This is a genomic window from Pseudocolwellia sp. G5-9 (assembly GCF_055808995.1).
The window spans coordinates 2,969,729-2,993,386 of the sequence record NZ_CM147893.1; the positions used below are offsets into that span (position 1 = coordinate 2,969,729).

Genomic DNA, 23,658 nt, shown 5'->3' on the forward strand with positions numbered 1-23,658 from the left:
AGTAACCACATTTATTTAACTTTAATCTTTATCGACAATTTTACGCCAGTCATTACCAGTAGGATGTTGAAAAATACGCAAGCCAAATAATGGTGCCATGGCAAAAATATGATCAAAAATATCCGCCTGAATAGCTTCGTATCTTGCCCAATTTTGATCATTACTAAAACAATAAAGCTCTAATGGAATACCCGATTCTGTTGAGGCTAATTGCCTGACCATACAAGTCATTTCACGATGTATTTTAGGATGTTGATTTAAGTAAGCTGTAATATAAGCTCTGAATGTACCAATATTCGTTAATTGTCTGCTGTTATTTATATCATTAGGGTCTAAGTTTAAAGCTAAACAAGCTTCACTAATTTCTGCTTTTTTTTCTGCTAAATATTGGGTCAATAACTTAATTTTAGCCAACGCTTCTAATTCATTGCTTTGATAAAATTTAACACTGCCAATATCGATAATAACGGAACGCTTAATACGTCGACCACCCGAATGTATCATACCTCGCCAATTTCTAAACGAACCACTAATCAGCGCATAAGTCGGAACTGTAGTTATCGTATTATCAAAGTTTTTTACTTTTACTGTATTCAGGCCTATTTCTAGTACATCACCATCGGCTCCATACGTTGGAAGTTCAATCCAGTCACCAGGCGCTACCATTTTATTCGCTGATATTTGAATACTAGCAACTAGCCCTTTAATGGTGTCTTGAAACACCAATAACAGTACGGCTGTTAATGCACCTAAGCCACTCAATAAGTAAAAAGGAGATTTACCTAAAATAAAAGAAATCGCTAAAATACTCGCAACTAAATAAACAATAAGTTTAATAACTTGTATCGAAGAGTTTAAGGGTAAATATCGCTCTCTCGCTGTTCGGGTGTATGAGCTTTTAATCACATTTAATAATGAATCAATACAACGAGCTACCTGAAAACTAATAGCTATTTTTGCAAAAGTTAAAAAGAAATGTCCGAGTAAACTTTCAGGATCTAAAAAATGAGGAGTTAAAAACCACAAAAATAAGAAAGGAGTTAATAGAGCAATACGAGAAAAAACATTATGCTCAAGCAATAAATCATCCAATGTATTTTTTGAATGCTCTACTATTTTATGGATCATCACCAACAACTGGTGCTTTGACAGATAATAACTGACGCCACACAAAATAAAAATAAGTGCCGTACCTACCCAAGCTGTTGCATAAGGAAGATATTCTACACCTACGTTTTGTTTAACCAACCAAGCACTTATCATTTCTATCATAAAACAACCTTGTTTAAATTTTGAATGATGATTTTATTTTTTATTTAACATGGAAAATGTTGTGTCTTTATCTTCCCACATTTGATTCACATATTTTTGAAAACTAATCTTAAACGCGCGATCATTAAAGTAATCACCCTTTAATTCTGACGCCACATCAGTTGTTTCAATGTTTACTCTGACTTCTTTCACATTACCACAAACAAAATCATAAAAGCTTGGAATACCATCAGGGTAAACAATAGTAATGTTAACTATTTTCGTTAAATGCTCGCCCATGGCATCAAGTACAAAACCAATACCGCCTGCTTTAGGTTTGAGTAAATGCTGGTAAGGTGATTTTTGTTTTTTATGTTTTGCAGAAGTAAATCGCGTACCTTCAATAAAACTCATGACACTAACTGGCTTATATTTAAACTTTTCACACGATTTACGCGTGGTTTTTATATCTTCACCTTTTAAATGAGGATTCTTTTTCAAAAAAGCTTGGCTATGTCTCTTCATAAACGGGAAATCAAGCGCCCACCATGCGATCCCTAAAAAAGGCACATAAATCAGTTCTTTTTTTAGGAAGAACTTTAAAAAAGGTATTTGTCCGTGAAGCACTCTTTGTAGAATTAATATGTCGACCCAACTTTGATGATTACATAACACTAAGTACCATTCACGCATACTTAAGCCATTCAACCCCTCAGTTTTAATGTCTACACGATAAAATAATTTTTGGTTCACCGTATTAATAGCAACCCAATTACTGGCCATTTGATCTAATAAATAACTGAAAAATGTACGCGAAATTTTAAGTGGAATAAGAGCTTTTAATAAAGAAAATATAATAATTGGGATCAACCAAAACAATGTATTAATTACATACATTAAGAAGGAAAAAACACAAATAATAATAGACGGTAAAAAATTTAACATAATCTTACTCTACGTAACCTTAAACATACTTTAACTAAACAAAATCAAATCAATCAATAAGCACTAATTTTAAGCACTTAGCCTTCAATATACTTTCTTTGAAGTGTATACACATTCAATCAAATAATAGTTTATATAATTTTCATGATTTTAACCAACAATAAAGGCTTTGAGAGTTATATTAACTTGTTGTAAAAACATTCAAATAAAAAATATCTACCCACTTTTGTTCTAAAAAATGAAATTTCATCACTATAAAACACTATCCTTAAAGGTTTTATCAACTAAAAGCATTAAAAATAGCTTTCTTGTCTAAAAATCCATAAAAAGTTCATTGCATATTTATAAGGATTTAGTCATTCTACACTAGGGGCAATTGATCTTGTTAAAAGGCTTTTAAGTTTAAAAGCTATGCTATGAAAGTCAATGGCTCCAAATACCAATTTGGGAGAACTAATGAAATTTAATCGCGCTGTAATTAAAGTTGGAAGTGCGCTAGTAGCACCTGATAATAAAGGCTGTAGCGGTAAGCACATACTTGCCATCGCCCGTTTTATCACGGAGTGTAATCTAGCAGGCAAAGAAATTATTCTAGTATCATCTGGTAGCGTAGCTGCTGGGCGTAAACTTATTCAGCATGGCTCTCCTGTTCCCTCTATTCCCGTAAAGCAAGCTATGGCTTCTGTTGGTCAAATGCAGATGATGGCGAACTGGCAACGTTTTTTTGATGTTCCTTGTAGCCAATTACTGATCACTCACGGTGATCTGAAAGACCGTGAACGCTACATCAATATTAAAAATACACTGCGTATTTTACTCGCCAATAATATTATCCCTATTGTTAATGAAAACGATACGGTGGCAACAGATGAATTAAAAGTGGGCGATAACGATAACCTAGCAGCATTAGTTGCATTGGTTAGTGAAGCAGATTGTTTATTTATATTAAGTGATATTGACGGGGTTTATGATAAAAATCCTAAAACTAATCCTGACGCAATCATGATCCCCGAAATTAAAGAAATAACACCTGAAATATATGCAATGGCAGGTAGTACCAATAATGTTATTGCAACTGGCGGAATGAAAACTAAAATTCAAGCGGCTGAAAAAGCAGTAGAAAACGGCATTGAAACTTACATTATTAATGGAAGTGACAGCACGGTTTTTGAAAAACTACTTAAAGGTGAGAACCCAGGTACACGTTTTGTTGCAAATCAGGCTGCCACAAAAGCTAAAAAGCACTGGCTCAAGCATACCTTAAAAAGTAATGGTCATGTTATGCTAGATAAAGGTGCAATAAACGCCGTTGTAAATAAAGGTGCTTCGCTTTTACCTTCAGGAATAAAAAGCATTTCCGGTGATTTTTCTGCAGGTGATTCTATCGATATTATAGATTGCGAATCAAAAAAAATTATAGCTAAAGGCATTTGCCAGTATGGCCATCGCGACTTATCGCGCATTCAAGGTAAAAACAGCGACCAAATAGAAGCTATTTTAGGCTTTCGTCCAAGTAAAGTCGTTATTCATCGAGACGATATGGTCGTTTTATCTAAGTAACTCGAAATAAAAATAAGTAACATACATTTTTGATTAATAGAATTGGTATTAAACAATGAACTCTTCAACAAATTTTAATATGGCTGAAATGGCTGCCCAAGCGAAGGTAGCAAGTAGAGCTGTAGCACAATTAACCACTACGCAAAAAAATCAATTATTAACAGCAATGGCAAGTGAGATTGAAGCACAAAGCCAATTTATTATTGATGAAAACCAAAAAGACATTGAAGCTGGCCGAGCTAAAGGCTTAAGTGAAGCAATGCTCGACAGGCTTTTATTAACGCCGCAACGTATTATTGATATTGCTGATGCTATTCGTGAAATAGTTACATTACAAGATCCTGTTGGCGATATTAGTAATCTATCGTTACGCCCTAATGGTATGCAAGTAGGAAAAATGCGTATTCCTTTAGGCGTTATCTCAATGATTTATGAAGCTCGCCCTAACGTAACCGCTGAATCTGCAGCCTTGTGTATTAAATCAGGTAATGCCGTTATTTTACGTGGTGGCTCAGAAGCCATTCATAGTAACTTAGCCTTAGCTAACTGCTTACATAAAACCATGGAAGCTAACAGCATTGATAAAAATATAGTGTCTGTTATTCCTGATACCAGCCGTGAAGTAATAGAGCAATTACTAAAACAGCGCGATACGATAGATTTAGTGATCCCTCGAGGTGGTGAAGGACTTATTCGTTACGTAACTGAAAATAGTCAAATACCTGTTATTCAACATTTTAAAGGGGTTTGTCATTTATTTATTGATAAGTTTGCCGATCTAAATAAAGCGACCAATATTTTAGTCAATGGTAAAACTCAGCGTCCTAGTGCTTGTAACTCAATTGAAACGGTTTTAGTTCATAAAGATATCGCCGAACAGTTTTTACCTTTAGCGGCTCAAGCTTTAAAGCCAGCCAATGTAAAAGTGCATGCTTGTGAACAAAGTATTAAATACTTCGATAATGCTGAACTTGCAACTGATGACGATTTCCATGCTGAGTACCTAGCACAAGAGGTAGCCATTAAAATTATTGACGGTTTCGACGCTGCGATTGATCATATAAATGAATACACTTCAGATCACACAGAAGTCATTGTTACCCAAGACACCAGCCGAAGCCAACAGTTCATCAGACAAATTAACTCGTCTGTCGTGATGGTAAATGCATCGTCACGTTTTTCAGACGGTGGGCAACTAGGTTTAGGTTCTGAGATTGGAATTTCTACGAGTAAACTTCATGCTTATGGACCTATGGGGCTTGCTTCCTTAACTACTGAAAAATTTGTGGTTTATGGCGATGGACAAGTACGAGATTAGTCGTCTTAGCCACAGTTAAATTAAGGAATTCCACTTTATATGAGAATGTTGATATCAACATTACAAAGCAGTTTGTTTATTGTATTTATTATCTTTTGCTTAAACGTTAATGCAGAAGATAATAAAGAACAGCTGCTTTCTCACGTAAAACAATACCAAAATCTTTTATTAGATAATAAGTTTGAAGATGCGGCAGTTGAAGCTGAAAAAGCTTACACCTTATCTCAAACCTTATTTAAACCAACTAGTGCTAATCATATCGCTATTTCTGAAGACTACGCGTTAATACTGTTACAAATAGAAAGATATAAGCAAGCTATTCCGTTATTACAGTCTCTTGTTAAAATAATAGCGCAAAAGTACAGCACACATGATGAAAAGCTGATCCCTTTACTAGGAGATTTAAAGCTCGCCACTCGAAATATTAACCCTGATCTCAGCCAAGAATATGCCATACGTCAGACACAATTGTATTTACGCTATAATAGTAATGAGTATGTAGATAGCTTAAAAAATCAATCATTACAGTCGACTCAACAAGCCAAAAACTTAGCTGACGATTTAACTAAAATCACAAAAAAAACTTATAAAATTATGGATGCTGGTCAATGGGATCTTATTTATAACGAAGACAGCGATTTTAATTTTAAACAATTAATTAAACAAATGGATATGGGCTACCGTTCAGCGCTGGGCTTTCTTATTTCATTTAATATTTTATCTAAACCGCCTGAAGAAAAACTAACCGCAGTATTCTTCAGCTCAAGAGCTGATTACAAAGCATATTTACATAGCCAAAAAAGTCACAATGCATCAGCAGCAGCTCAACTATCTACGGGAATTTATGCCCAACACCTCAACACACTTTTTTTATTCGACCATCAACTAACAAATAATCGAAAAAACAAATTCAGGGTGTTATCAACACTTCGTCATGAAATTGCCCATCAGCTCTTCTTTAATTTAGGTTTACAGAGTCGTTCAAAGAATGTTGAATATCCTCGTTGGTTAGGAGAAGGTCTTGCAACATCATTAGAATTTCACAATATAACTCAAATTTCTGGACCACAAACCTCAAACTATTCTTTTAGACGCTTGATTAAACTTAAAAAACAACTGAAAAAAGGGCCTTTAACGCCCATTTCTGACATTGTATCAATTCGAGCCGGATCTGAAGGAATAACCAGCAAAAACAATCCAGATATTTATGAATTAGGTGGCTTTCTTGTGCGATTTTTATATGAATATCATCCAGATGAACTTAGAGAATATATTAAATATTTAACTAAAACTCATCGCACTAAGCTCTCTATCCGATCGCCTATTTTTTATCGTTATTTTGGTGATCGAGAATCATTACAGCAGTCATTCGATAATTATATAGCTAATTTAATCAAGCAAATGGATGATAAACGCGCTAAATATTATAAAAACAAAAAAGCGATTGAGTAATAGCCTTATAGGCGACGGTAATACCGCAATCGTTCAAGCACAATTGAACCGGTATTTGGCAATATTCAGATTAATGAAGGTATGAACAAGTTTAATCTATTACCTTAAAACTCTCGGAGTTTTAGTATATCGCTTGACACTAAAATATCTGAAACGATATAGTTCAGCACTAATAGGAATCAAGGATGATTGTTAATTATTTCTTAGTTAACATAACCTCTTAAAATAATGGAATATAAAATGGATTTAGCCACGACAAGCCCGCAAAAAAATAGCCTTACCTTAGAAAAATTTGAAGAACATCTACATAAAGCGATTGATAAGCCAACCACAAACTTTCGCATGAGAAAAATAGGCCCTTCTAGGCAAGGAAAAAGAAGAGAAGTAAAAGTTCATAATGGCGCTCATAGAGCAACGTGGGCTAAAACAATCATATACCCGTAACCATTCAAGATGCAGGTTTCAGTGGGAACTAAAAACAATTTAGGCACAGATTTCACGTTCCAAACGAAATCTAAGGTCTACATCCATGTATGCAAGGCATTAAGTTTACGTCATGGTTATTCTCGGTAACTGCTCCTGCGTTACCCTAATGTCCTACATCCATGTAGGAACCTGACTAAAGTTAATAAGCCCCATAAATTGTTTTTAGACCCATCGAAGAAGCGCTTGAGCAAAATCACTTCTGCGTTAATGCTTTTTATAAGGGAACAACCATTATTACAAAGCATTGCCTTGAATTGATATTGCTCAAGTGCTCTGAAATATGCATCTTGAGTGGTAACGGGTATAAATATCCACTTAAGAACCATCAGCATTAATGTATTTCTTAACTTTAAACAAAATGATTTAAATCAGGCCGATTACAGTAAATTAAAAGCACTAGCTATGGCTGGTATTAAACAATATTGGTCTAACACCATAACGGTTGATGGAGTGCGTTTTAACGTAACCGTCAATGCTTTACATAAAAATAGCAGCGATGCTATTCCTGTTGATTTAAAAATAGAAGAAAGCCCTAACTATGCTAGGTCAATGAATCCAGCAATATTGGGGATAGATGCAAGCTTCATTTATCAAAAAGGTCAAAGTGCAAACCGTATTCCCGAAAAACAAATTGATGATGATTTTAAGTTAGTTTCAGCTCATGAATTTGGCCATTCAGTTTTAATGTACGTTGGCGGTATAACTTTATCTTGGGGGCACAAAGATTCTACTAACACGCTATTTCAAAATATAAAATCATCGACATCTGGATACCCTACGAGTGGGAAGCTTGATTTAATGAAATATTATGATCAGAAAAAACAAAAAGAACAAAAATTTCAGAGGGTTAATGACTCAGTCGCAATGGAAATAGATATTAAACGCTTAATATGGAGTTCAGAAATTGTATGGACAGCTTAAAAAATGGCTACAAATATTTACTGGTAATACTAACGGCTATACTACTCAGTGCTTGTTCAAATATTTACTGGGGAAATATTATAAATGAGACCAATGACGTTATTACGATAAAGCTTACTTTCGTAAACGAATACGGTAAGCATTTTTTGGAAATGAATCCAATTAGAACGAATGAAAATAGTATATGGGAATATGAACAATCATCACTGTTTACAGACAAAATGGATAAAGATTTATTTATGGTTGAGGCAACAAACAATACTGGTTGTACTATTATTTTTGACCGTAAAGCAATAGAGAAAAAAGTTGGGAAGAATAGACAAATAATAGTAATTACACCACAAGATTTTATCGATGCTTGTGACATAAAAGCGAACAAGACTAGCGTTAAATTAAAGAACTAAGCATAGGTGTCAATTTATTCAGGTATTGGGGCTTGAAGCCCGCTTTATCGTATAAGTAAACATTAAAGGCTTAATATGGAGTTCAGAAATTATATGGAAAGTTTAACTAATCTCTATAAATATATCCTAATGCTGTGTTTTCCTTTATTTCTCAGTGGCTGTTCAAATATTTATTGGGGGAGCGTTAAAAACACTACTAATGAGGTTGTGAAGGTAAAATTAATTTTTAAAAATGAATATGGGACTCACTATTTGGAATTACCTCCTTTAAAGCCAATGGGTCATGAGTTATGGGATTATGAGCAGTCTTCGTTAACTATTACCAAAATCGATAAAAATTTATTTGTTGTTGAAGCAACAAATAGTGAAGGATGCACTATTACTTTTGACCGTGCTGCAATAGATAAAAAAGTAGAAAACCATGAGTTAGAAGTTGTTATTACACCACAAGATTTTATCGATGCTTGTGGAACAAAAATAAACCAAGACTAGAGTTAAATTAAAGAACCAAGAACTAACGCCAGGTCCTGAGGAGAATCTTTCCTTTGGCTTCTTGCTGGCTATAATCGACTTTCCCCAAACAACATAGTAACAGCAGCCTGTATGATGATTTTGTTGGTGCTTTTAAAATACATAGGTGTTTTTTCAAAATAAAAGCTTAGGATATAATGGCTTAGTCTGGCCTCGAATTAACTATTAATACCACTTAATTCTCATTAAGGTGCGACACTAACGACGCAAGCCCTTTTCCTTTATTGAGTATTTTCCAAGCGATATATAATTGGCTTTCATGTAACGACTCTTTTAATGGAACAACAACAAGTTCACCAGCATCTAGTAAATGTTGAATACGTTCTATAGGTAAAAAACCTCCGCCCAACCCTGCTGTTATTGCTTTAATTTTTTGTTCAACTGTTGATACGTATAAGTGTTTACTTTGTTCAATAAACCCCGCAGTTGTTTTAGCTACAATACTTTTTGCGCTATCGTGCACAATAATCGTTCGGTAATTTATGAGGTCATCTTGTGATATTGGTGTTGTTATATTAGCTAACGCATGAGAATTATTAACACAAAAAAGCATATGTAATACAGTAAAAGGAATAGCCCTTATCCCTTTTTGAATTGGCACAGGAGCAGAAGCGCCAATCAATAAATCAACCTTATCATCAATTAATGCTTCCCAAGTTCCATTAAGTACCTCTTCTTGTATATCTAATTCTACATTTTTGTGATCATCTAAAAATTGTTTAAATACAGGTAATACCTTGTTGATATCAATAATAGAATCGATAGCGATACGGATTTTAGGCTCCCAGCCATTAGCGATTGTTTTTGTTTGTTCAGATATTTTGTTTATAGCGAGTAAAATATGGCGACCTTCCTCCAGTAAATATTTCCCTGCCGGTGTTAATACTGAGCGTCGCCCTTGCCGCTGAAATAAAGTAACATCAAGTTGCTCTTCTAACTTCTGCACAATATAAGACAAAGCCGAAGGAACTTTATTTAAGTGTTCTGCCGCAGAAGCGTAACTTCCGCGTTCAGCAATAGCATCTAATACCAATAAAGATTCAATAGAAATTGAAGGAGTATTCATCGAGTTAAAACCTAAAGTAATAGAGAACACCATATTGTTCAAAAATTTTGAACAAATCAAACAAATTATCGTAGTTATTTAAATAAATAATATTACTTACAATCTATTCACTGGCTAAATAGAACCTATTAACACTATTAAGAGCCGTTTTTACTTAACTAGAGAGAATAAGATTATGACAACTTCAATTATTAAAAAATTAGTAACATCTACGCCAACCAATAGCACATTACCTTTACGTTTAATTGCTGGCATTATTTTTAGTGCACATGGCGCGCAAAAATTATTTGCTTGGTTTGGTGGTTACGGCTTAGAAGGCACAGGCCAATGGATGGATTCTATTGGATTATCGCCAGGTTATTTTATGGCTTTAGGTGCAGGTAGTGCAGAGTTCTTTGGCGGACTTTTATTACTGTTAGGTTTATTTACCAGAGCATCTGGCGCGGTTTTAACATTTACCATGATTATTGCCATATTTAGTGTTCATTTTACCAATGGTTTATTTATGAGTAACAACGGTTACGAATTTGCCTTAGCTTTATTAGGAATGAGTTTAGCTTTAGCGATTCAAGGTGGCGGAAAATACGCTTTAGACAATATTATCGCTAAAAATCTGTAATTTATTCAATAAACTAGGAGAAAAGTTATGGGATTAATCGTTAACGGAAAATGGGTCGACCAATGGTACGACACAGAAGCAAGTAAAGGTGAGTTTGTGCGACAAGATAGCCGCTTTCGCCATCAAATATCGGCAGATCCAAGTAGCCAATATTATGCAGAAAAAGACAGATATCATTTATATGTATCTCTTGCTTGCCCATGGGCACATCGCACGCTTATTTTTAGAAAATTAAAGCAGTTAGAAGATATTATCTCAGTGAGTGTTGTTAAGCCTGAAATGCTAGATAACGGTTGGGAGTTTGGTGAAAAGGGTGATCCGCTATATCAATTAGATTATGCCTATCAGCTTTACCTAAAAGCCGCACCAGATTATCAAGGTAGAGTAACAGTCCCTATTTTGTGGGATAAAAAAACACAAACTATTGTTAATAACGAGTCGATTGAAATTATTAGAATGTTTAATACCGCGTTTAATGATTTAACAGGTAATAGCGATGATTATTACCCTGACTCTTTACAGGAACAAATTGAAACCGTAAATGAACGAATTTATCACACCGTGAATAACGGCGTTTACCGAGCTGGTTTTGCTACAACTCAAGCAGCGTATGAAGAAGCTTATTACGAATTGTTTGATAGCTTAGATTGGTTAGAACAACATTTATCGACAAACCGTTACCTTGTTGGTGAACATCTTACTGAAGCTGATTGGCGCTTATTTACAACGCTAGTTCGGTTTGACGCGGTATATCACGGACATTTTAAGTGTAATAAGCAAAAACTTAGCGAATATCACCATATTTATAATTACGTTAAAGCGTTATATCAAGTCAACGGTATTAAAGAAACAGTGGATTTGGAATATACCAAGCAACATTATTATGCGAGTCATAAAACTATTAACCCTACGCTTATTGTGCCTCTTGGCGGTATTTGTAACTTTGATGAAGCTCACGATCGCGATAGAAGTTATTAAGACATAAATTATATAGATAGGAGTAAACCATGATTAAACATTATCCTTTTAACCAGTTAGGTAAAGCTAATCATGGTTGGTTAAAAGCAAATTTTCACTTTAGCTTTGCTCATTATTACAACCCAAAACGAATGGGGTTTGGTGTACTACGTGTTGTTAATGATGATGCTATTAATGCAAATACAGGCTTTCCGGCGCATCCGCATAACAACATGGAAATTATCACCATAGTGCGCTCTGGCGCAATTCATCATCAAGACAGTGAAGGAAATAAAGGCATCACTCAAGCAGGCGAAGTACAAGTTATGAGTGCGGGTAGTGGTATTGTTCATTCAGAATATAACCGAACTAAAGATCCTTTAACTCTTTACCAAATATGGATACAGCCAAATAAGCAAAACGTAACACCGCGCTGGGACAGCAAGCTATTTCCAACAAACTATGTAACCAACACATTACCTTTATTGGTTTCAGGCTATGAAGAAGACAAAGATAACGCTTTGTTTATTCATCAAGAAGCTAGAATATTTGGTGGCAAAGTAAAACAGGGTATAAAGCTTACTCATAAAATAACTCATCAAGCTTATATATTAGCTTCAAAAGGGAATTTTGAATTAACCAACAGCGGCCACTTAACAGTTATGCAAAAGGGTGACGGAGCGGAAGTGACTCAAACGAAAGAAGTTACCATTACCGCAACAAGTGACTGTGAAATAGTCATTATTGATGTACCTAGCTAAGCTAAAGACTATTTACTTAAGCTTCTGCTACTCAAACAGTTAAAAAGCTCGAATACAAAATCTCTAGCTTTTTAACTGTTTATATTTATTACATATTATTTTTATAAAGCTCATTTATTTATTGCTATCAAGCGCTTAATCTGTAGAATTCGTGTTAATGATCTCTTATAAAGTCATAACGTGCTAAAAACTCCATTAACTAAATTATTGCTACTTAGCTTTATTTTACTCAGCCATTTATTCAGTATACTCATGCCTGCTAGCGCAGCGATGAATATGCATGCGTCGAATATGCAGGTTAATGATTTAGCACCTATTTGTAGTGGTAACGGTAAAATTAGATGGATCAAGTTATCTGAATATTACCAAACAGGAAAACTGACTTTTTTAGAAAAACCTTCTGTTAGTGATAAAACTGAACAAAATAATAATACGTGCCCAATATGCTCTATTTACACTCAATTAGATAACCTTTCTACAGGACTTGTTTCTGCTCATTCACTTACGCTAGACAACCAAACCTATCAAGCACGTTTTAATTTTTTACAGCATTTTACACAACGTAATACCTTAACACCTAGCTCTAGAGATCCTCCTTCCCTTATCTCAATTTAAACATTACATTTTATTTATTATTTTTAAGGGAAACTTATGTCTTTTTATACAAAAGCAGCTTGTGCTGTTGCTATTTCTTGTTTATCTGTAGCCGTTCAAGCCCATAATGGTGTTGATCATACAAAACAAACTAAACACCACGATAATCCTAAAGTATTACCGCAAACTCATGCGCCTATCGGGGTAATGGGTGATCATATGCATCAAGCAGGCGAATTTATGTTTTCGTATCGCTACATGGATATGGATATGTCGGGAAATTTACAAGGTAATGACGACATTTCATCAGATCAAATAGCGACCACAGTACCCAATAAATTTGCCAGCATGCCAATGATGCCACCAACGGTTCGCGTTGTTCCTCAAACCATGACCACCAAAATGCATATGCTCGGTTTTATGTATGCACCCACTAACGATTTAACTTTAATGTTAATGGTTAATTACCTTGAAAGAGACATGCTTTTATCAACCTATAAAGGCATGATGGGCACAAAGCAATTAGGTAACTTCAATACCGAAAGTGAAGGGCTAGGCGATACAAAGCTTGGCTTGCTTTATCGCTTACACGATAACGACACCCATCATTTTCATATGAATGTAAATTGGCAAATACCAACAGGTGATATTGATAAAACCGCGGAAGTATTAACGCCAATGAATATGCGTACTAACATGCGTATGCCTTATGCCATGCAACTAGGCTCAGGATCAAACATAGTAGAATTAGGTACTACATATAATGGCTATGTTAATAAAAGTAATTGGGGTGCCCAAATATTATATAGCACAGCCTTAGACACTAACGACGAAGGTTATCAAGTAGGTGATAAAATGCAGTTAACCGCTTGGTATGCACATCAACTAACCGATATATTGAGTAGTTCGTTACGTTTGCATTATATAAATACCGATGAAATAGACGGTATAGATAATAAAATAATGGCTCCCGTGGCTACAGCAAATCCTGAAAACTATGGTGGTGATTATATTAATGCTTCATTTGGCTTAAACACCGTATTTGCCAATAAACATCGTGTTTCGTTTGAGTATTCAGTTCCTTTAAAGCAAACCGTAAATGGTGTGCAGATGGAAATGGATAAAATGTTGACTGTGGGTTATCAAATTGCTTTTTAAGATAAAAAGTACGTAAACCGTGACTTAATAGAAGCCCGTAATTAACCTGAACTCGGGTTAAAAGATATTTAACGAAATTGAAATATAACAAAAAATATTTTTATTGAGTCTCTAGCTTGATAGTTTTTCTTAATTCAAGGCAAGTTTCGCGTCATTAGCTGGTCTATTGCAAGTAAATTTAACGCTGAAATTAGAAAAAATAGCTGCTAGAGCAGTATTTGTTAAGCCGAGTTTAGGTTAATTAATATTTACGATTTTTTTTTATTTCTTTTCTATACAAAAGAATATTCTGATAGAATTCCTAATCGGAAGAAAAATATACTATAAAAAAAGGAATAACACATGTCAGATACAGAAATAACACCTGAAACAGAAAATGCTTTTGAAGCACCTAAAGCTGATTTATCAACCCCCTCGACAGATAAACCTATTTTACAAATGAAACGTTTTTCAGCGTGGGGGGTTTTTGGGTTATCAATTATAACATTTGGTATATATCTTATTTATTGGATGTTTACTCGAGTTAATAAGATAAATACTCTATCTAAAGTAGCTAAAGCTAATGTTATAGGAATGTATATTTACATAGCTGCTAGCATCTTTTCTAATGTTGTATTATACGGTTTTACTTTGGTTAACGTTAGCCTTGCTCTATCGCTTATTTCATTGGTTGCATTTTATGTGGCTATATACTCCCTTAGAAGCGCTATAACAGAAGTGATAAACGAAGGAACTAAAGAGAAAGTAAAAATAGGTCCAATTAAAACATTTTTCTTTAATATCCTTTACTTCCAATACAAAATTAACGAAGCAATTGACAATCAAAGAGAATAATTTGAACTAGGTTATTCAACTTAATAAAAAAGAGCCTGATGGCTCTTTTTTTGTATCTCGTTTTCCATTTCTCAACACTAGTTTGTTTATTAATGGTATTGGGTTACAACAGCCCTGCATGTTTTACACTTAAATAGGTGTTAATCACTTGCGGTAATAAATGTTCGGGTTGGCTATTAACACAAATAATATTTTCTTTTCGGAGCCGGTTTAGGTTTTTACGATAAATATTTTGTAAATCAATAGCAGCGCAGTACCTATGGGCTTCGCTTAGCGTTTCAATATCAGCAGATACCGTTTCTGTTAAGGCAACATTTTCAATATTCACTAAAGCAACAAGATGGTGCCGCTGTAAGTTTTTCAGTGCAGGTAATAACTCTTCAATACTTTGATCGTTTAGCGTAGTTACCATCAAAACGAGCGCGCGTTTACTGCGTTTTTTTAGTAAATGGGTTACCGCTTGTTGGTAATCACTTGTGGTTTCATCAGGGTGCAAATCATAAAAATGGTTCATAACTCGAGATACATTCTGTGCGCCTTTAACCGCAGGTAACCAACGTTCTTTTTGATTAAAGCTTTGCATACTAAACCAATCACCTTGTTTTAAGACCGTGTGACTAAGCATAAGCAATGCGTTTAATGCCGCATCAAAATGTGAACCTATAGCGGTTTCTATATTCATTTTATTCCCCGCATCAAGCATCACCACAACATGCTGGTTTTGCTCTTCTTGATATTCTTTGGCAATAAGTTTTTGTCGTTTACTGGTAGCTTGCCAATCAATTTGCCTAATACTGTCGCCTTGACGAAATTCACGTAATTGATGAAATTCAGTGCCACCACCACGCTTTTTCATTTGCTTTAAACCATTAATTGGTTGGTTTTGCACACCGTTAAGACTTTGCTGTTTTAAACGCTCAAAATCAGGGTAAGTTTTAACGGTAATGGTATCGTTCACTAACCAATAGCTTTGCCATAATCGTGCTGGTGAAGTTAAGCAAAACTCGATAGGACCGACTATAGCTTGCCCTCGCTGCGTTGATTTTAATTTAAAACGCACAGTAGCTTTTTGATTCGCAAAGATATGAACAATGTTAGGTAAACCTGCCAATTGAAACTGTTGACCTACATGCTCTCTAATTGATAATGCATATTGGCTATTACTGTTATTCTCAATAATATATTCAATACTATGCCAGCGATTAAAGCTTAGTTTATTGCTTGCTAAACGGGTAATGCTTAACTGAGGAGGTTTTCTACTTTGACTAAAATCGACAATACAAAACAACGTAATTAAAAGTGCACATGCGTCGATAAAACTTAGATAGCTAGTTTCATCACTACCTAACGCTTTCACCGTAATAAACAGTGTAATTAAAACGCCTATAACTTTAATAAGCGTATAGGAGGGTTTAAAAGCTATTCGCTTCATACGCGAGGTGCTTCAATCGATTTTAGTAGATCGTCAATCGTTTGATCTTGAGTTATACCTTCCAACTCAACATCTGCCGATAAAATTAATCGATGTCTTAATACATTTTTAGCAACCACTTTTATATCGTCAGGTACAACAAAATCACGGCCATTCATTAATGCTGTTACTTTGGCTGCTTTAATTAAGTTGATACTTGCCCGTACACCTGCTCCATGAATGATGCCATGCCAGTTTCTAGTTTTAGTGACGATATCTACCGCGTAATGATAAATTTGTTCGTCTACCGTAACTTGAGTGGCTAATACTTTGATTTTTTCAATAACATCAGCATTCATTAATTGCGGTAAGTTATTAGTATTTAGCTCATGGCTTCGTTGTTCGGTATTTAATTTTAATAACGTTATTTCATCGTCTTTTAATGGATAATCTAAATTGACCTTCATCATAAAACGATCAAGCTCAGCTTCAGGAAGTGGGTAAGTACCTTCTTGATCTAATGGGTTTTGTGTTGCCAATACCATAAAAGGAGAGCTTAATAATTGGCTTTCACCATCAATCGTTATTTGCTGCTCTTGCATCACTTCTAATAACGCTGATTGTGTTTTTGCTGGCGCACGGTTAATTTCATCTGCCAATAACAAATTGGTGTGAGCAGGGCCTTTTTTAATAATAAATTCACCCGTTTTTAAATCATATAAGCTATGCCCAAGTACGTCAGAAGGCATAAGATCAGGTGTAAATTGCACACGCGAAAAGTCGACAGATAAACTTTGCGCTAAGGCTCTTACTAATAAGGTTTTTCCTAGTCCTGGCACACCTTCTAATAAAATATGACCGCCAGAAAATAATACCGTAAGTACATTTTCTATTATGGTGTCTTGGCCAATTAATACGCTAGCAATACTGCTTTTTAATTGAGTTACCTGATTAAAGGCTTCTTCGATAGTTAGTTCTGGTGTTGCTTCAATCACAATAAACTCCTTAGTTCTTTGAATAACTTAATAAACTTTATCCTTTTATTTTCATCTTCTGGTAATGGTTCGGATAAGAGTAAATGAATGTCTTGGCTGTTTTTTCCGGTTAACGAGCTGATTAAATCGGCTTGTTCATTCACGTTAAGTTGCTTGTATTTAGGTTGTCTTTTTTCAACCGCATTGGCGAGATCAATAAGTAGGGCGCTTTTAAGTACTTCATGGTGCTGGTATTTAAATAAATAATTACCCACGGCTTCAATATGTTTAGCAAATAAATTTTTTGAATGTTCCGAAGGTTCAATAGCAAGACCTAAACGCATACTCAATTGCCACATAAGTAATAAACTTAATACAGCAATTAGTACAATAACCTGCCAGCACCACTGCCATAACATCACTAACCAGCTAGTCGTTTGCGTACTAGGTAAATAAAAGAGTTGGTCATTAGAACCTATCAACCATAATAAATACTCTCCATGATCTAAATGCCTTAAACCATCATTTGAAATGGCGTTAATACTGGGTACAAAAGTGATAAAACCCTCATCAACCCCCTCTTCACAAATAAGCACTTCCTCGGTATTTTCTTGCAATACTTCAACACCACTACAGTTTTCAAACGTGTAACGATGGGCAATATATATTGAGAATGAGTCTTCTTTTTCAGTAATTATTCCATTAGATTTCGGCGTTGTAAGAATAGATTTTCGGTTAGCGACAAATTCCGCGTCTTTAACTGTTACCGGTGTTAACGCAATAACTGCGTTATTTTCTAACTTAAGCTGCTCTCGCCGTGACGACAAGGTATAAACCAAGTGCCCGCCTTTTTTGACCCAGTCAACTAACGCAGGAATAAGTTGTTCGTATTCAACAAGGGTTGCTTCATCAATCACTAACGTTGATGTTTTAGGTAAAGTAATATCACCTGCTTGTAAAAAAGATTCTTGCGTTGTCAGTTTCTTGAGCTTTTTTTGATAGGTTTCTAAAAATAAAGTGGCTGCAAGTAAAGGCTCTTCTCCTGCTTCTTGCGTTAAACCTATTTCTTCTTCAACCATGTTCCATTCAACAGTACTAATGAAATAAGCTAACGCTATAACCACAATAGCTAAGGTGCTAAATAACAATACCCGAGTTTTATTCATTTTGTGCTTGCTCCGGCTTCATGACTTTAAAAGCAGAAATCACGTCGTCAACTTGTTGCTGATTAACGTCTTTATGCGCCCAAGCTTGCTGGATCCACAAATGAAAAAGTTGTTGGTAGTTTTTATGTAATAACTGAGGTAAAGCTTTCAGTAATGCTATTTCGCATTCTTTTTCTGACATGGATTTGGTGATTAATACATTTGAAAAATTTTGAGCATAAATAAAAGAATACTTTAGCAAATACATTAATGCGGTTCGGTAGGCCTGTTTGTTATTAGCTTGTTGGGCGGCTTTAAGTAAATCTTTAGGCCCTTCACTATTATCAATACTACTCAAAAATGTTGGCAGATCTACTGTGCCCTCTATCGCTTTAGTGTTTCCTGCGCTAAATTTAAGCCATTTAAAGCCACCAGAACTGTACAACTTATATGCTATCCAAACGATTAGTGTCGCGACTAATAACCAAATTAAATATGCAATTACATTACTTATTACAGAAAGTCCTGAAAAAAAGCTTTTTAACCATTCAAAATCAAATTTAGGTTCCTCAGGATCAACCACAGGTTTCCATATATTTGTTTTTTCAATAAGTTGATGTTGTTCATAAATATCAACAACCTCTTTTCTTATTTTTATATTACGCTCATTTAACGGAGTTTCTTCATCAATATCTTCCACTTTTTCTTTATCAGCTTGCTCGGTTGTTACTTCCTGCGCTGATAATGGCGGTGTTGGTAAACTAAAACTCAATATCCCAATAACTAAAACAACAGCAATTTGACGAAAACGAGCAGCAATACCTTTAAAAGTTAGCTCTAAATCCCAACCTTCCATATCTATACGTGAATTTAAATAACCTAAAAATCCACCTGTTACGTAATACGGCGTAAGTAACATTATCGCCGCGATATAACAACAAGAATACAGTAACTCTAATTGGTAAAGAGCTGTTCCACTGGTAAAAAACTGATCATCAATTGAAACACCCTGAGGAATAAAATTATAAACAACCACCATCAAAAGGGTCGCAATAATCAGCTCAATATGCACACAAAATATTAACCAAAACATTTGCTTGTGATCATTTCTATTTAACAAAATATTTTTACGTTTTTTTCGCTCACTTCCTTGCAATAATTCAAGTTGTTCAATGGAGGCTAAATAAGATCTATAAGGACTCAATCGTCGGATGGTTAGCATAGATATAATATCTATTACTTTAAGTTTTTTGATCGACCAAATAGAAGACCAAGTACTCGTCGGCTGATAAAAGCTTCGCTTAGCTAGAAAATCTAATAGTGGGCGCTCCAATATAGGCTTCAACCACCAAATAATAAATGATGCCGTTGATACGCTAAAGATAACTGAAAACAAGATAGCAATAGGTAAGTATACACATATCACTATAAGCATTAATTGAATAAAATGATGTTTCACAACAAGTTGAGTTAAATCGAACACCTGCCATGCATTGCGCTGACGCGCATTAAAAAAGAGTTTAGTTATGTCCATATCTTGTCCCTCGATAAAACATCAACAAAACATAAAACCAGCAAACGGCTCCTGCCGAATATTTAAAAACATTGGGGATATCTAATGGCGACCAGAAAGCTTCAATAACAGCGGCAATCAATAACATGATAAAAGCCCCCACAATTAACGGGAGTACGCTACTTCCAGCCGTTTTAAGGGCATAAGCCCTAGAATATTGTTTTGGCATTAATAAACTAAAACCTATTTTGGCCCCCGCAGCTCCAGCAATAGCAATGGCGGTTAGTTCAAATGAGCCATGGGTAACAACAAACGAAAAAAAGGTACTTTCATAGCCAATATTAACAATATGGGCCGAAATAGCGCCAAAATAAAAGCTGTTAAACAGTAAAGGTAAAATCGCACCAACACCAAATAAAGCACCACCTCCAAACATTTGAAAGGCAATACCTATATTGTTATAAATATAAACACCAAACATTAAAACGGTTGATCCCGAACTTCTTTCTTTTGTTTGCACAGAGCCGGCAGGATCATACATTTTTTCTATGTCTTTAATGCTTTCCACATCAAGAAAATAATACACGGCATCAGGATCAAACCTCACCCAAAAATAAGCCAGCAAAGCTAGCCCATAAAAAGCACCAACCGATAACCAAAGGTAATAACGGTTTTCAAATAACGAACGAAAAAAATTCTGCTTAAAAAGCCGTAACAACGAACCAATTTTTATACCTTCACCTTGGTATAAAATACTTTGTCCGGTGGAAACAAACTCATTTAATTTAGCGATTAATGCGGGGGAATAGTGGCGAGTTCTTGCTGTTGCTAAATCATTACAAACTTGACGATACAGTACCGCAAATTCTGCTGGCATATCCTCTTCGCCGGCTGAATTTACTGATAACGCTTCAAACTGCTGCCAGCGTTTTTCATTTAGTTGAACAAATTGATTTTGTTTCATATTTTTTGGCCTAAATAGAAGTTGGCCATACTTTTTAATTTATTCGTTGCTGCTTCATCTTTTGCGTTCAACGCTTCACTCAATATATTAGCAAGCTCTTCTTGGCGAGCAGGAGAGAGTTTTTTACAGCGTTCTGAAAATTCAATTACAGCTTGTTGTTCATCAATGGCTAACTCTATTTTTGGTGGTTCTTCCTGACTTGTATTCTCACTATTCAGCAAAGTTCCTACGTTCTTTTCTTGATAAATAACGAGTGTACCTGCGCTCCAATCCCCAATACGCTTGTAACTTTTATTAAAGCTCATGGTGGCAATACCTAAGCAATAACCAAAAGGAAAAGCATCTGCGGGGCGCAGTAAATTTCGAATAATAATATTACTCAGCGTGGCGGGTAAACCATTGTCTTGAACAACTTTTAAATTGAATCTTTTTTTACCGGGAGTAGTGCCAGACTTTGCTTCAAAGGCTATATAGTAACCCCATGTAATAATAAAATAAGCAATAAGAATAAGCCCTTGGCCAGCATCTCCTAAAAAAGATAAGATGACAGCAACTAGGCCAAAAACGATAACTCGAATAAAAAAGTCGTAAAGGTAGGCACACGAACGAACAACAATACCTGCAGGCACAAGATTAATACTTACACCTTCAGGTAGTTTGATGAAAAACTTATTATCTAATCCTTGATACTGCATCATTATTATTTTTATCTTAAAACTATAAGTAATATCAATCTCTATAATAAATTGATATTAAGGGTTAGCAACCTTGCGTGGGAAATAAAGTAACACTTTGTTGTTAAATAATAAATGGTTAAAAATTTAACAAACAACTGCTCCTATTGTAGAAATAATTACAATACTACTCTTCAAAAATGTCTACGCGTGTTTATTTTACTTAAAATACTTCAATCTCTTCATCAACAACTACAACGCAAATACTGTCTTTATCTTTAATTTCGGGATGAGCATTAGTAACAATGCTATAAATCAGTTTATTTTTAGTGTTTTCGATAATAATAAAATAAGGGCGCCATGTGCTTTCAGCGTTTTTCTTTTCTTCACAAAAACTGAAAGTCATATTTCCGTCAAGAGTTATAAAGAAACTATAGCTATTACTTGATGGTTCAAAAGCTTGATCAACATAAAATAAAGCTTTAACGTCAATGCTATTACTAGATTCAGCAGTAATATGACCCTCAGCATTCAGTTCAAAACTATTATAGTTATAGCTATTAATAAGCTGAAATGTCTCGAATTGATTAATTCCGCTAAAATCTTGGTTTTCTTCGTCAAATATTGACTCTACTGAGTTTTCTTTTAACCAACCTGAAAAACTCATAAAGCTATCTGCATGTTTTATTTCATCAAAATAAGGCAGGTATAGTTCAGTCAGTGGTGTTTTTTCTAACGCTTTAAAGCCATTTAATACATCAACTGCATTACTTTTAACATAAGGGTATTGCGCAAAAGTAGGCATAATTATATGAAAGGTATAATCGCTATCATTTGTTATAGAAAAATAATCTCCAAACTCATTACTAACAGTGCGAATGTTATCGGTGATTTTGATGGCATATGCTATTTCAGGTTGAGCATCAGCAGTATTTTGATAATTAACATACTTAGGTGTTTCATTATCAATAGTTAACTGCAGTTCTATTTCCCAGCTATTGTTTAACGATAATCGCCATAAATCTTTTGCAGGATCGATAGAACGACTGGTAAAATTTGCTTCAAACTTTTGAATAAGAGAAGTATATAAATCATCGCGTATCAACCAATCTTCAGCAATAGTCGCAGAAAATTTATTCGTGGGAGTTATCGTTTCTAAGTAACAAAATACATTTAGCCACTCATCATTTTCGGTAATACCTGATAAACCTAGTTGCTCAATTAAGTCTGAAGTGTGAGCATTACTTGTTAAAGCAAGCTGCGCTAAGGTAATAAAATTAGCATAACTGTTAACGCCACTAATATTATCAAGTGCAAACATTTGTTGGCTTAATGCATTTAAGTCTTCAATACGATCCGTTAAATAAATTGGTTCTATTGATGTGCAGTTATCTGCTGTTTGTGAGCTTGTGTTTTGCGCTGCGAACAAAGAATGAGGCTCAAATTCAGGTACGACTTCTTCAGGGATTAGGATCTCCTGCTCATTTTGAATTTCTGGCGTATTTTCTTGATCACTTTGACAGGCAGACAAAGTAGTAATAATGATTAATGATAAAACGAGACGTAACATATTAACTTCCATGATATATAAAACGTATAGGTACAGAACCTAATGTATTAATGAGGTTGTATTATACCTGAGATGTTTTTAAAAACATTCAATTCTATGTGTTAATTTTGGTATTTTGGAAGAGCCTTTGATAAAAAGGGAGCATCAATAAAATCAATAACTCCCTTTTTAAAATTCAGCAGAATAAATTTTATGTATAACCTATTATCTACTTACTCAGCAATATAAGAACAACAGTAATCAACTAACGTTAATGCTTTAATTTCAAAAGATGAATGAGCGGGTACGTAAAAAGATCCGCCAGCGTTAATCGTTTGCCATTGAGTTTCACCCGGTAATAAAATTTCACAGTCGCCTGCAAGTATTTCCATTAGCTCTTTTTCTTCTGTACCAAATTTATATTCGCCAGCAACCATAATGCCTAAGGTTTTAAAAGTACCATCAGCAAAGGTTACTTTACGAGAAGTTACTTTACCGTCGAAATATACATTGGCTTCACGAGTAATGGTTACGTTATTAAATTCACTCATTTTCATTCTCTTCTATTTAA

Annotated in this window: 24 protein-coding genes; 13 read left to right on the forward strand and 11 right to left on the reverse strand. The window is 34.8% G+C overall.

Going from position 1 to position 23,658, the window contains the following annotated elements; translation table 11 throughout:
• Positions 1–21 precede the first annotated feature (21 nt).
• Together AC0L5Q_RS12790 and AC0L5Q_RS12795 are read right to left on the reverse strand one after the other, a co-directional pair.
• Entirely contained in the window at positions 22–1,272 is a 1,251-nt protein-coding gene (locus AC0L5Q_RS12790) for a mechanosensitive ion channel family protein (RefSeq protein WP_473609014.1), read from the reverse strand.
• A gap of 33 nt (positions 1,273–1,305) precedes the next feature.
• Positions 1,306–2,196 carry an acyltransferase gene (locus AC0L5Q_RS12795; RefSeq protein WP_473609017.1) on the reverse strand — a complete coding sequence of 297 codons (891 nt, stop codon included), beginning with the start codon at positions 2,194–2,196 and terminating at the stop codon, positions 1,306–1,308.
• Between the two features lie 456 nt (positions 2,197–2,652).
• Here AC0L5Q_RS12795 and proB point away from each other — a divergent pair, with 456 nt between their 5' ends.
• From proB to AC0L5Q_RS12830, 7 genes are all read left to right on the forward strand, one after another.
• Positions 2,653–3,756, forward strand: coding sequence for a glutamate 5-kinase (proB, locus tag AC0L5Q_RS12800; RefSeq protein ID WP_473609020.1), 1,104 nt, complete (start codon positions 2,653–2,655; stop codon positions 3,754–3,756).
• A 55-nt stretch (positions 3,757–3,811) separates the two neighbouring features.
• Positions 3,812–5,074, forward strand: a complete 1,263-nt coding sequence (locus tag AC0L5Q_RS12805) for a glutamate-5-semialdehyde dehydrogenase (protein ID WP_473609025.1) — start codon at positions 3,812–3,814, stop codon at positions 5,072–5,074.
• Between the two features lie 39 nt (positions 5,075–5,113).
• Positions 5,114–6,526 (forward strand): DUF1570 domain-containing protein, encoded by a 1,413-nt coding sequence (locus AC0L5Q_RS12810; RefSeq protein ID WP_473609028.1) that lies wholly within the window; start codon positions 5,114–5,116, stop codon positions 6,524–6,526.
• A 240-nt stretch (positions 6,527–6,766) separates the two neighbouring features.
• Positions 6,767–6,970, forward strand: coding sequence for a hypothetical protein (locus AC0L5Q_RS12815; protein ID WP_473609032.1), 204 nt, complete (start codon positions 6,767–6,769; stop codon positions 6,968–6,970).
• 333 nt (positions 6,971–7,303) lie between these two features.
• Positions 7,304–7,933: a hypothetical protein gene (locus AC0L5Q_RS12820; protein ID WP_473609036.1), complete on the forward strand. Its 630-nt coding sequence runs from the start codon at positions 7,304–7,306 to the stop codon at positions 7,931–7,933.
• A complete protein-coding gene (locus AC0L5Q_RS12825) occupies positions 7,921–8,337 on the forward strand; it encodes a hypothetical protein (RefSeq protein ID WP_473609040.1) in 417 nt (138 codons plus the stop codon). The genes AC0L5Q_RS12820 and AC0L5Q_RS12825 overlap by 13 nt, the downstream gene beginning before the upstream one ends.
• 252 nt (positions 8,338–8,589) lie before the next feature.
• Positions 8,590–8,829 carry a hypothetical protein gene (locus AC0L5Q_RS12830; protein WP_473609044.1) on the forward strand — a complete coding sequence of 80 codons (240 nt, stop codon included), beginning with the start codon at positions 8,590–8,592 and terminating at the stop codon, positions 8,827–8,829.
• A gap of 214 nt (positions 8,830–9,043) precedes the next feature.
• Here the strand turns inward: AC0L5Q_RS12830 and AC0L5Q_RS12835 are convergent, their stop codons facing one another.
• Positions 9,044–9,934: a LysR substrate-binding domain-containing protein gene (locus AC0L5Q_RS12835; protein WP_473609047.1), complete on the reverse strand. Its 891-nt coding sequence runs from the start codon at positions 9,932–9,934 to the stop codon at positions 9,044–9,046.
• A gap of 175 nt (positions 9,935–10,109) precedes the next feature.
• On the opposite strand from AC0L5Q_RS12835, the gene AC0L5Q_RS12840 reads away from it, so the two are divergent.
• The 6 genes from AC0L5Q_RS12840 (at position 10,110) to AC0L5Q_RS12865 (ending at position 14,857) form a co-directional block, all read left to right on the forward strand.
• Positions 10,110–10,553 carry a DoxX family protein gene (locus AC0L5Q_RS12840; RefSeq protein WP_473609051.1) on the forward strand — a complete coding sequence of 148 codons (444 nt, stop codon included), beginning with the start codon at positions 10,110–10,112 and terminating at the stop codon, positions 10,551–10,553.
• Positions 10,554–10,580: 27 nt separating this feature from the next.
• A complete protein-coding gene (locus tag AC0L5Q_RS12845) occupies positions 10,581–11,531 on the forward strand; it encodes a glutathione S-transferase family protein (RefSeq protein WP_473609054.1) in 951 nt (316 codons plus the stop codon).
• A gap of 29 nt (positions 11,532–11,560) precedes the next feature.
• The gene (locus AC0L5Q_RS12850; RefSeq protein WP_473609058.1) at positions 11,561–12,271 is read left to right on the forward strand and encodes a pirin family protein; all 711 of its coding nucleotides are present in this window, start codon (positions 11,561–11,563) and stop codon (positions 12,269–12,271) included.
• Between the two features lie 180 nt (positions 12,272–12,451).
• Entirely contained in the window at positions 12,452–12,886 is a 435-nt protein-coding gene (locus AC0L5Q_RS12855) for a DUF2946 family protein (RefSeq protein ID WP_473609061.1), read from the forward strand.
• 36 nt (positions 12,887–12,922) lie between these two features.
• Positions 12,923–14,023 (forward strand): transporter family protein, encoded by a 1,101-nt coding sequence (locus AC0L5Q_RS12860; RefSeq protein ID WP_473609065.1) that lies wholly within the window; start codon positions 12,923–12,925, stop codon positions 14,021–14,023.
• Between the two features lie 342 nt (positions 14,024–14,365).
• Complete coding sequence (locus AC0L5Q_RS12865; RefSeq protein ID WP_473609070.1) at positions 14,366–14,857, forward strand: DUF4234 domain-containing protein; 492 nt, start codon at positions 14,366–14,368, stop codon at positions 14,855–14,857.
• A gap of 103 nt (positions 14,858–14,960) precedes the next feature.
• Here AC0L5Q_RS12865 and AC0L5Q_RS12870 read toward each other — a convergent pair whose 3' ends face one another.
• The 8 genes from AC0L5Q_RS12870 to ppnP form a co-directional block, all read right to left on the reverse strand.
• A complete protein-coding gene (locus AC0L5Q_RS12870; protein ID WP_473609074.1) occupies positions 14,961–16,289 on the reverse strand; it encodes a DUF58 domain-containing protein in 1,329 nt (442 codons plus the stop codon).
• Positions 16,286–17,263: an AAA family ATPase gene (locus AC0L5Q_RS12875; RefSeq protein WP_473609077.1), complete on the reverse strand. Its 978-nt coding sequence runs from the start codon at positions 17,261–17,263 to the stop codon at positions 16,286–16,288. Before AC0L5Q_RS12875 ends, AC0L5Q_RS12870 begins: the two co-directional genes overlap by 4 nt.
• Positions 17,260–18,408 carry a hypothetical protein gene (locus AC0L5Q_RS12880; protein WP_473609081.1) on the reverse strand — a complete coding sequence of 383 codons (1,149 nt, stop codon included), beginning with the start codon at positions 18,406–18,408 and terminating at the stop codon, positions 17,260–17,262. The genes AC0L5Q_RS12875 and AC0L5Q_RS12880 overlap by 4 nt, the downstream gene beginning before the upstream one ends.
• Positions 18,401–19,921: a hypothetical protein gene (locus AC0L5Q_RS12885; RefSeq protein ID WP_473609085.1), complete on the reverse strand. Its 1,521-nt coding sequence runs from the start codon at positions 19,919–19,921 to the stop codon at positions 18,401–18,403. The genes AC0L5Q_RS12880 and AC0L5Q_RS12885 overlap by 8 nt, the downstream gene beginning before the upstream one ends.
• Complete coding sequence (locus AC0L5Q_RS12890) at positions 19,908–20,864, reverse strand: stage II sporulation protein M (protein ID WP_473609091.1); 957 nt, start codon at positions 20,862–20,864, stop codon at positions 19,908–19,910. The genes AC0L5Q_RS12885 and AC0L5Q_RS12890 overlap by 14 nt, the downstream gene beginning before the upstream one ends.
• The gene (locus tag AC0L5Q_RS12895) at positions 20,861–21,562 is read right to left on the reverse strand and encodes an RDD family protein (RefSeq protein WP_473609093.1); all 702 of its coding nucleotides are present in this window, start codon (positions 21,560–21,562) and stop codon (positions 20,861–20,863) included. Before AC0L5Q_RS12895 ends, AC0L5Q_RS12890 begins: the two co-directional genes overlap by 4 nt.
• A gap of 199 nt (positions 21,563–21,761) precedes the next feature.
• Positions 21,762–23,108: a hypothetical protein gene (locus AC0L5Q_RS12900; RefSeq protein WP_473609096.1), complete on the reverse strand. Its 1,347-nt coding sequence runs from the start codon at positions 23,106–23,108 to the stop codon at positions 21,762–21,764.
• A gap of 212 nt (positions 23,109–23,320) precedes the next feature.
• Positions 23,321–23,638 carry a pyrimidine/purine nucleoside phosphorylase gene (gene ppnP, locus AC0L5Q_RS12905; protein ID WP_077339892.1) on the reverse strand — a complete coding sequence of 106 codons (318 nt, stop codon included), beginning with the start codon at positions 23,636–23,638 and terminating at the stop codon, positions 23,321–23,323.
• Positions 23,639–23,658: the final 20 nt, after the last annotated feature.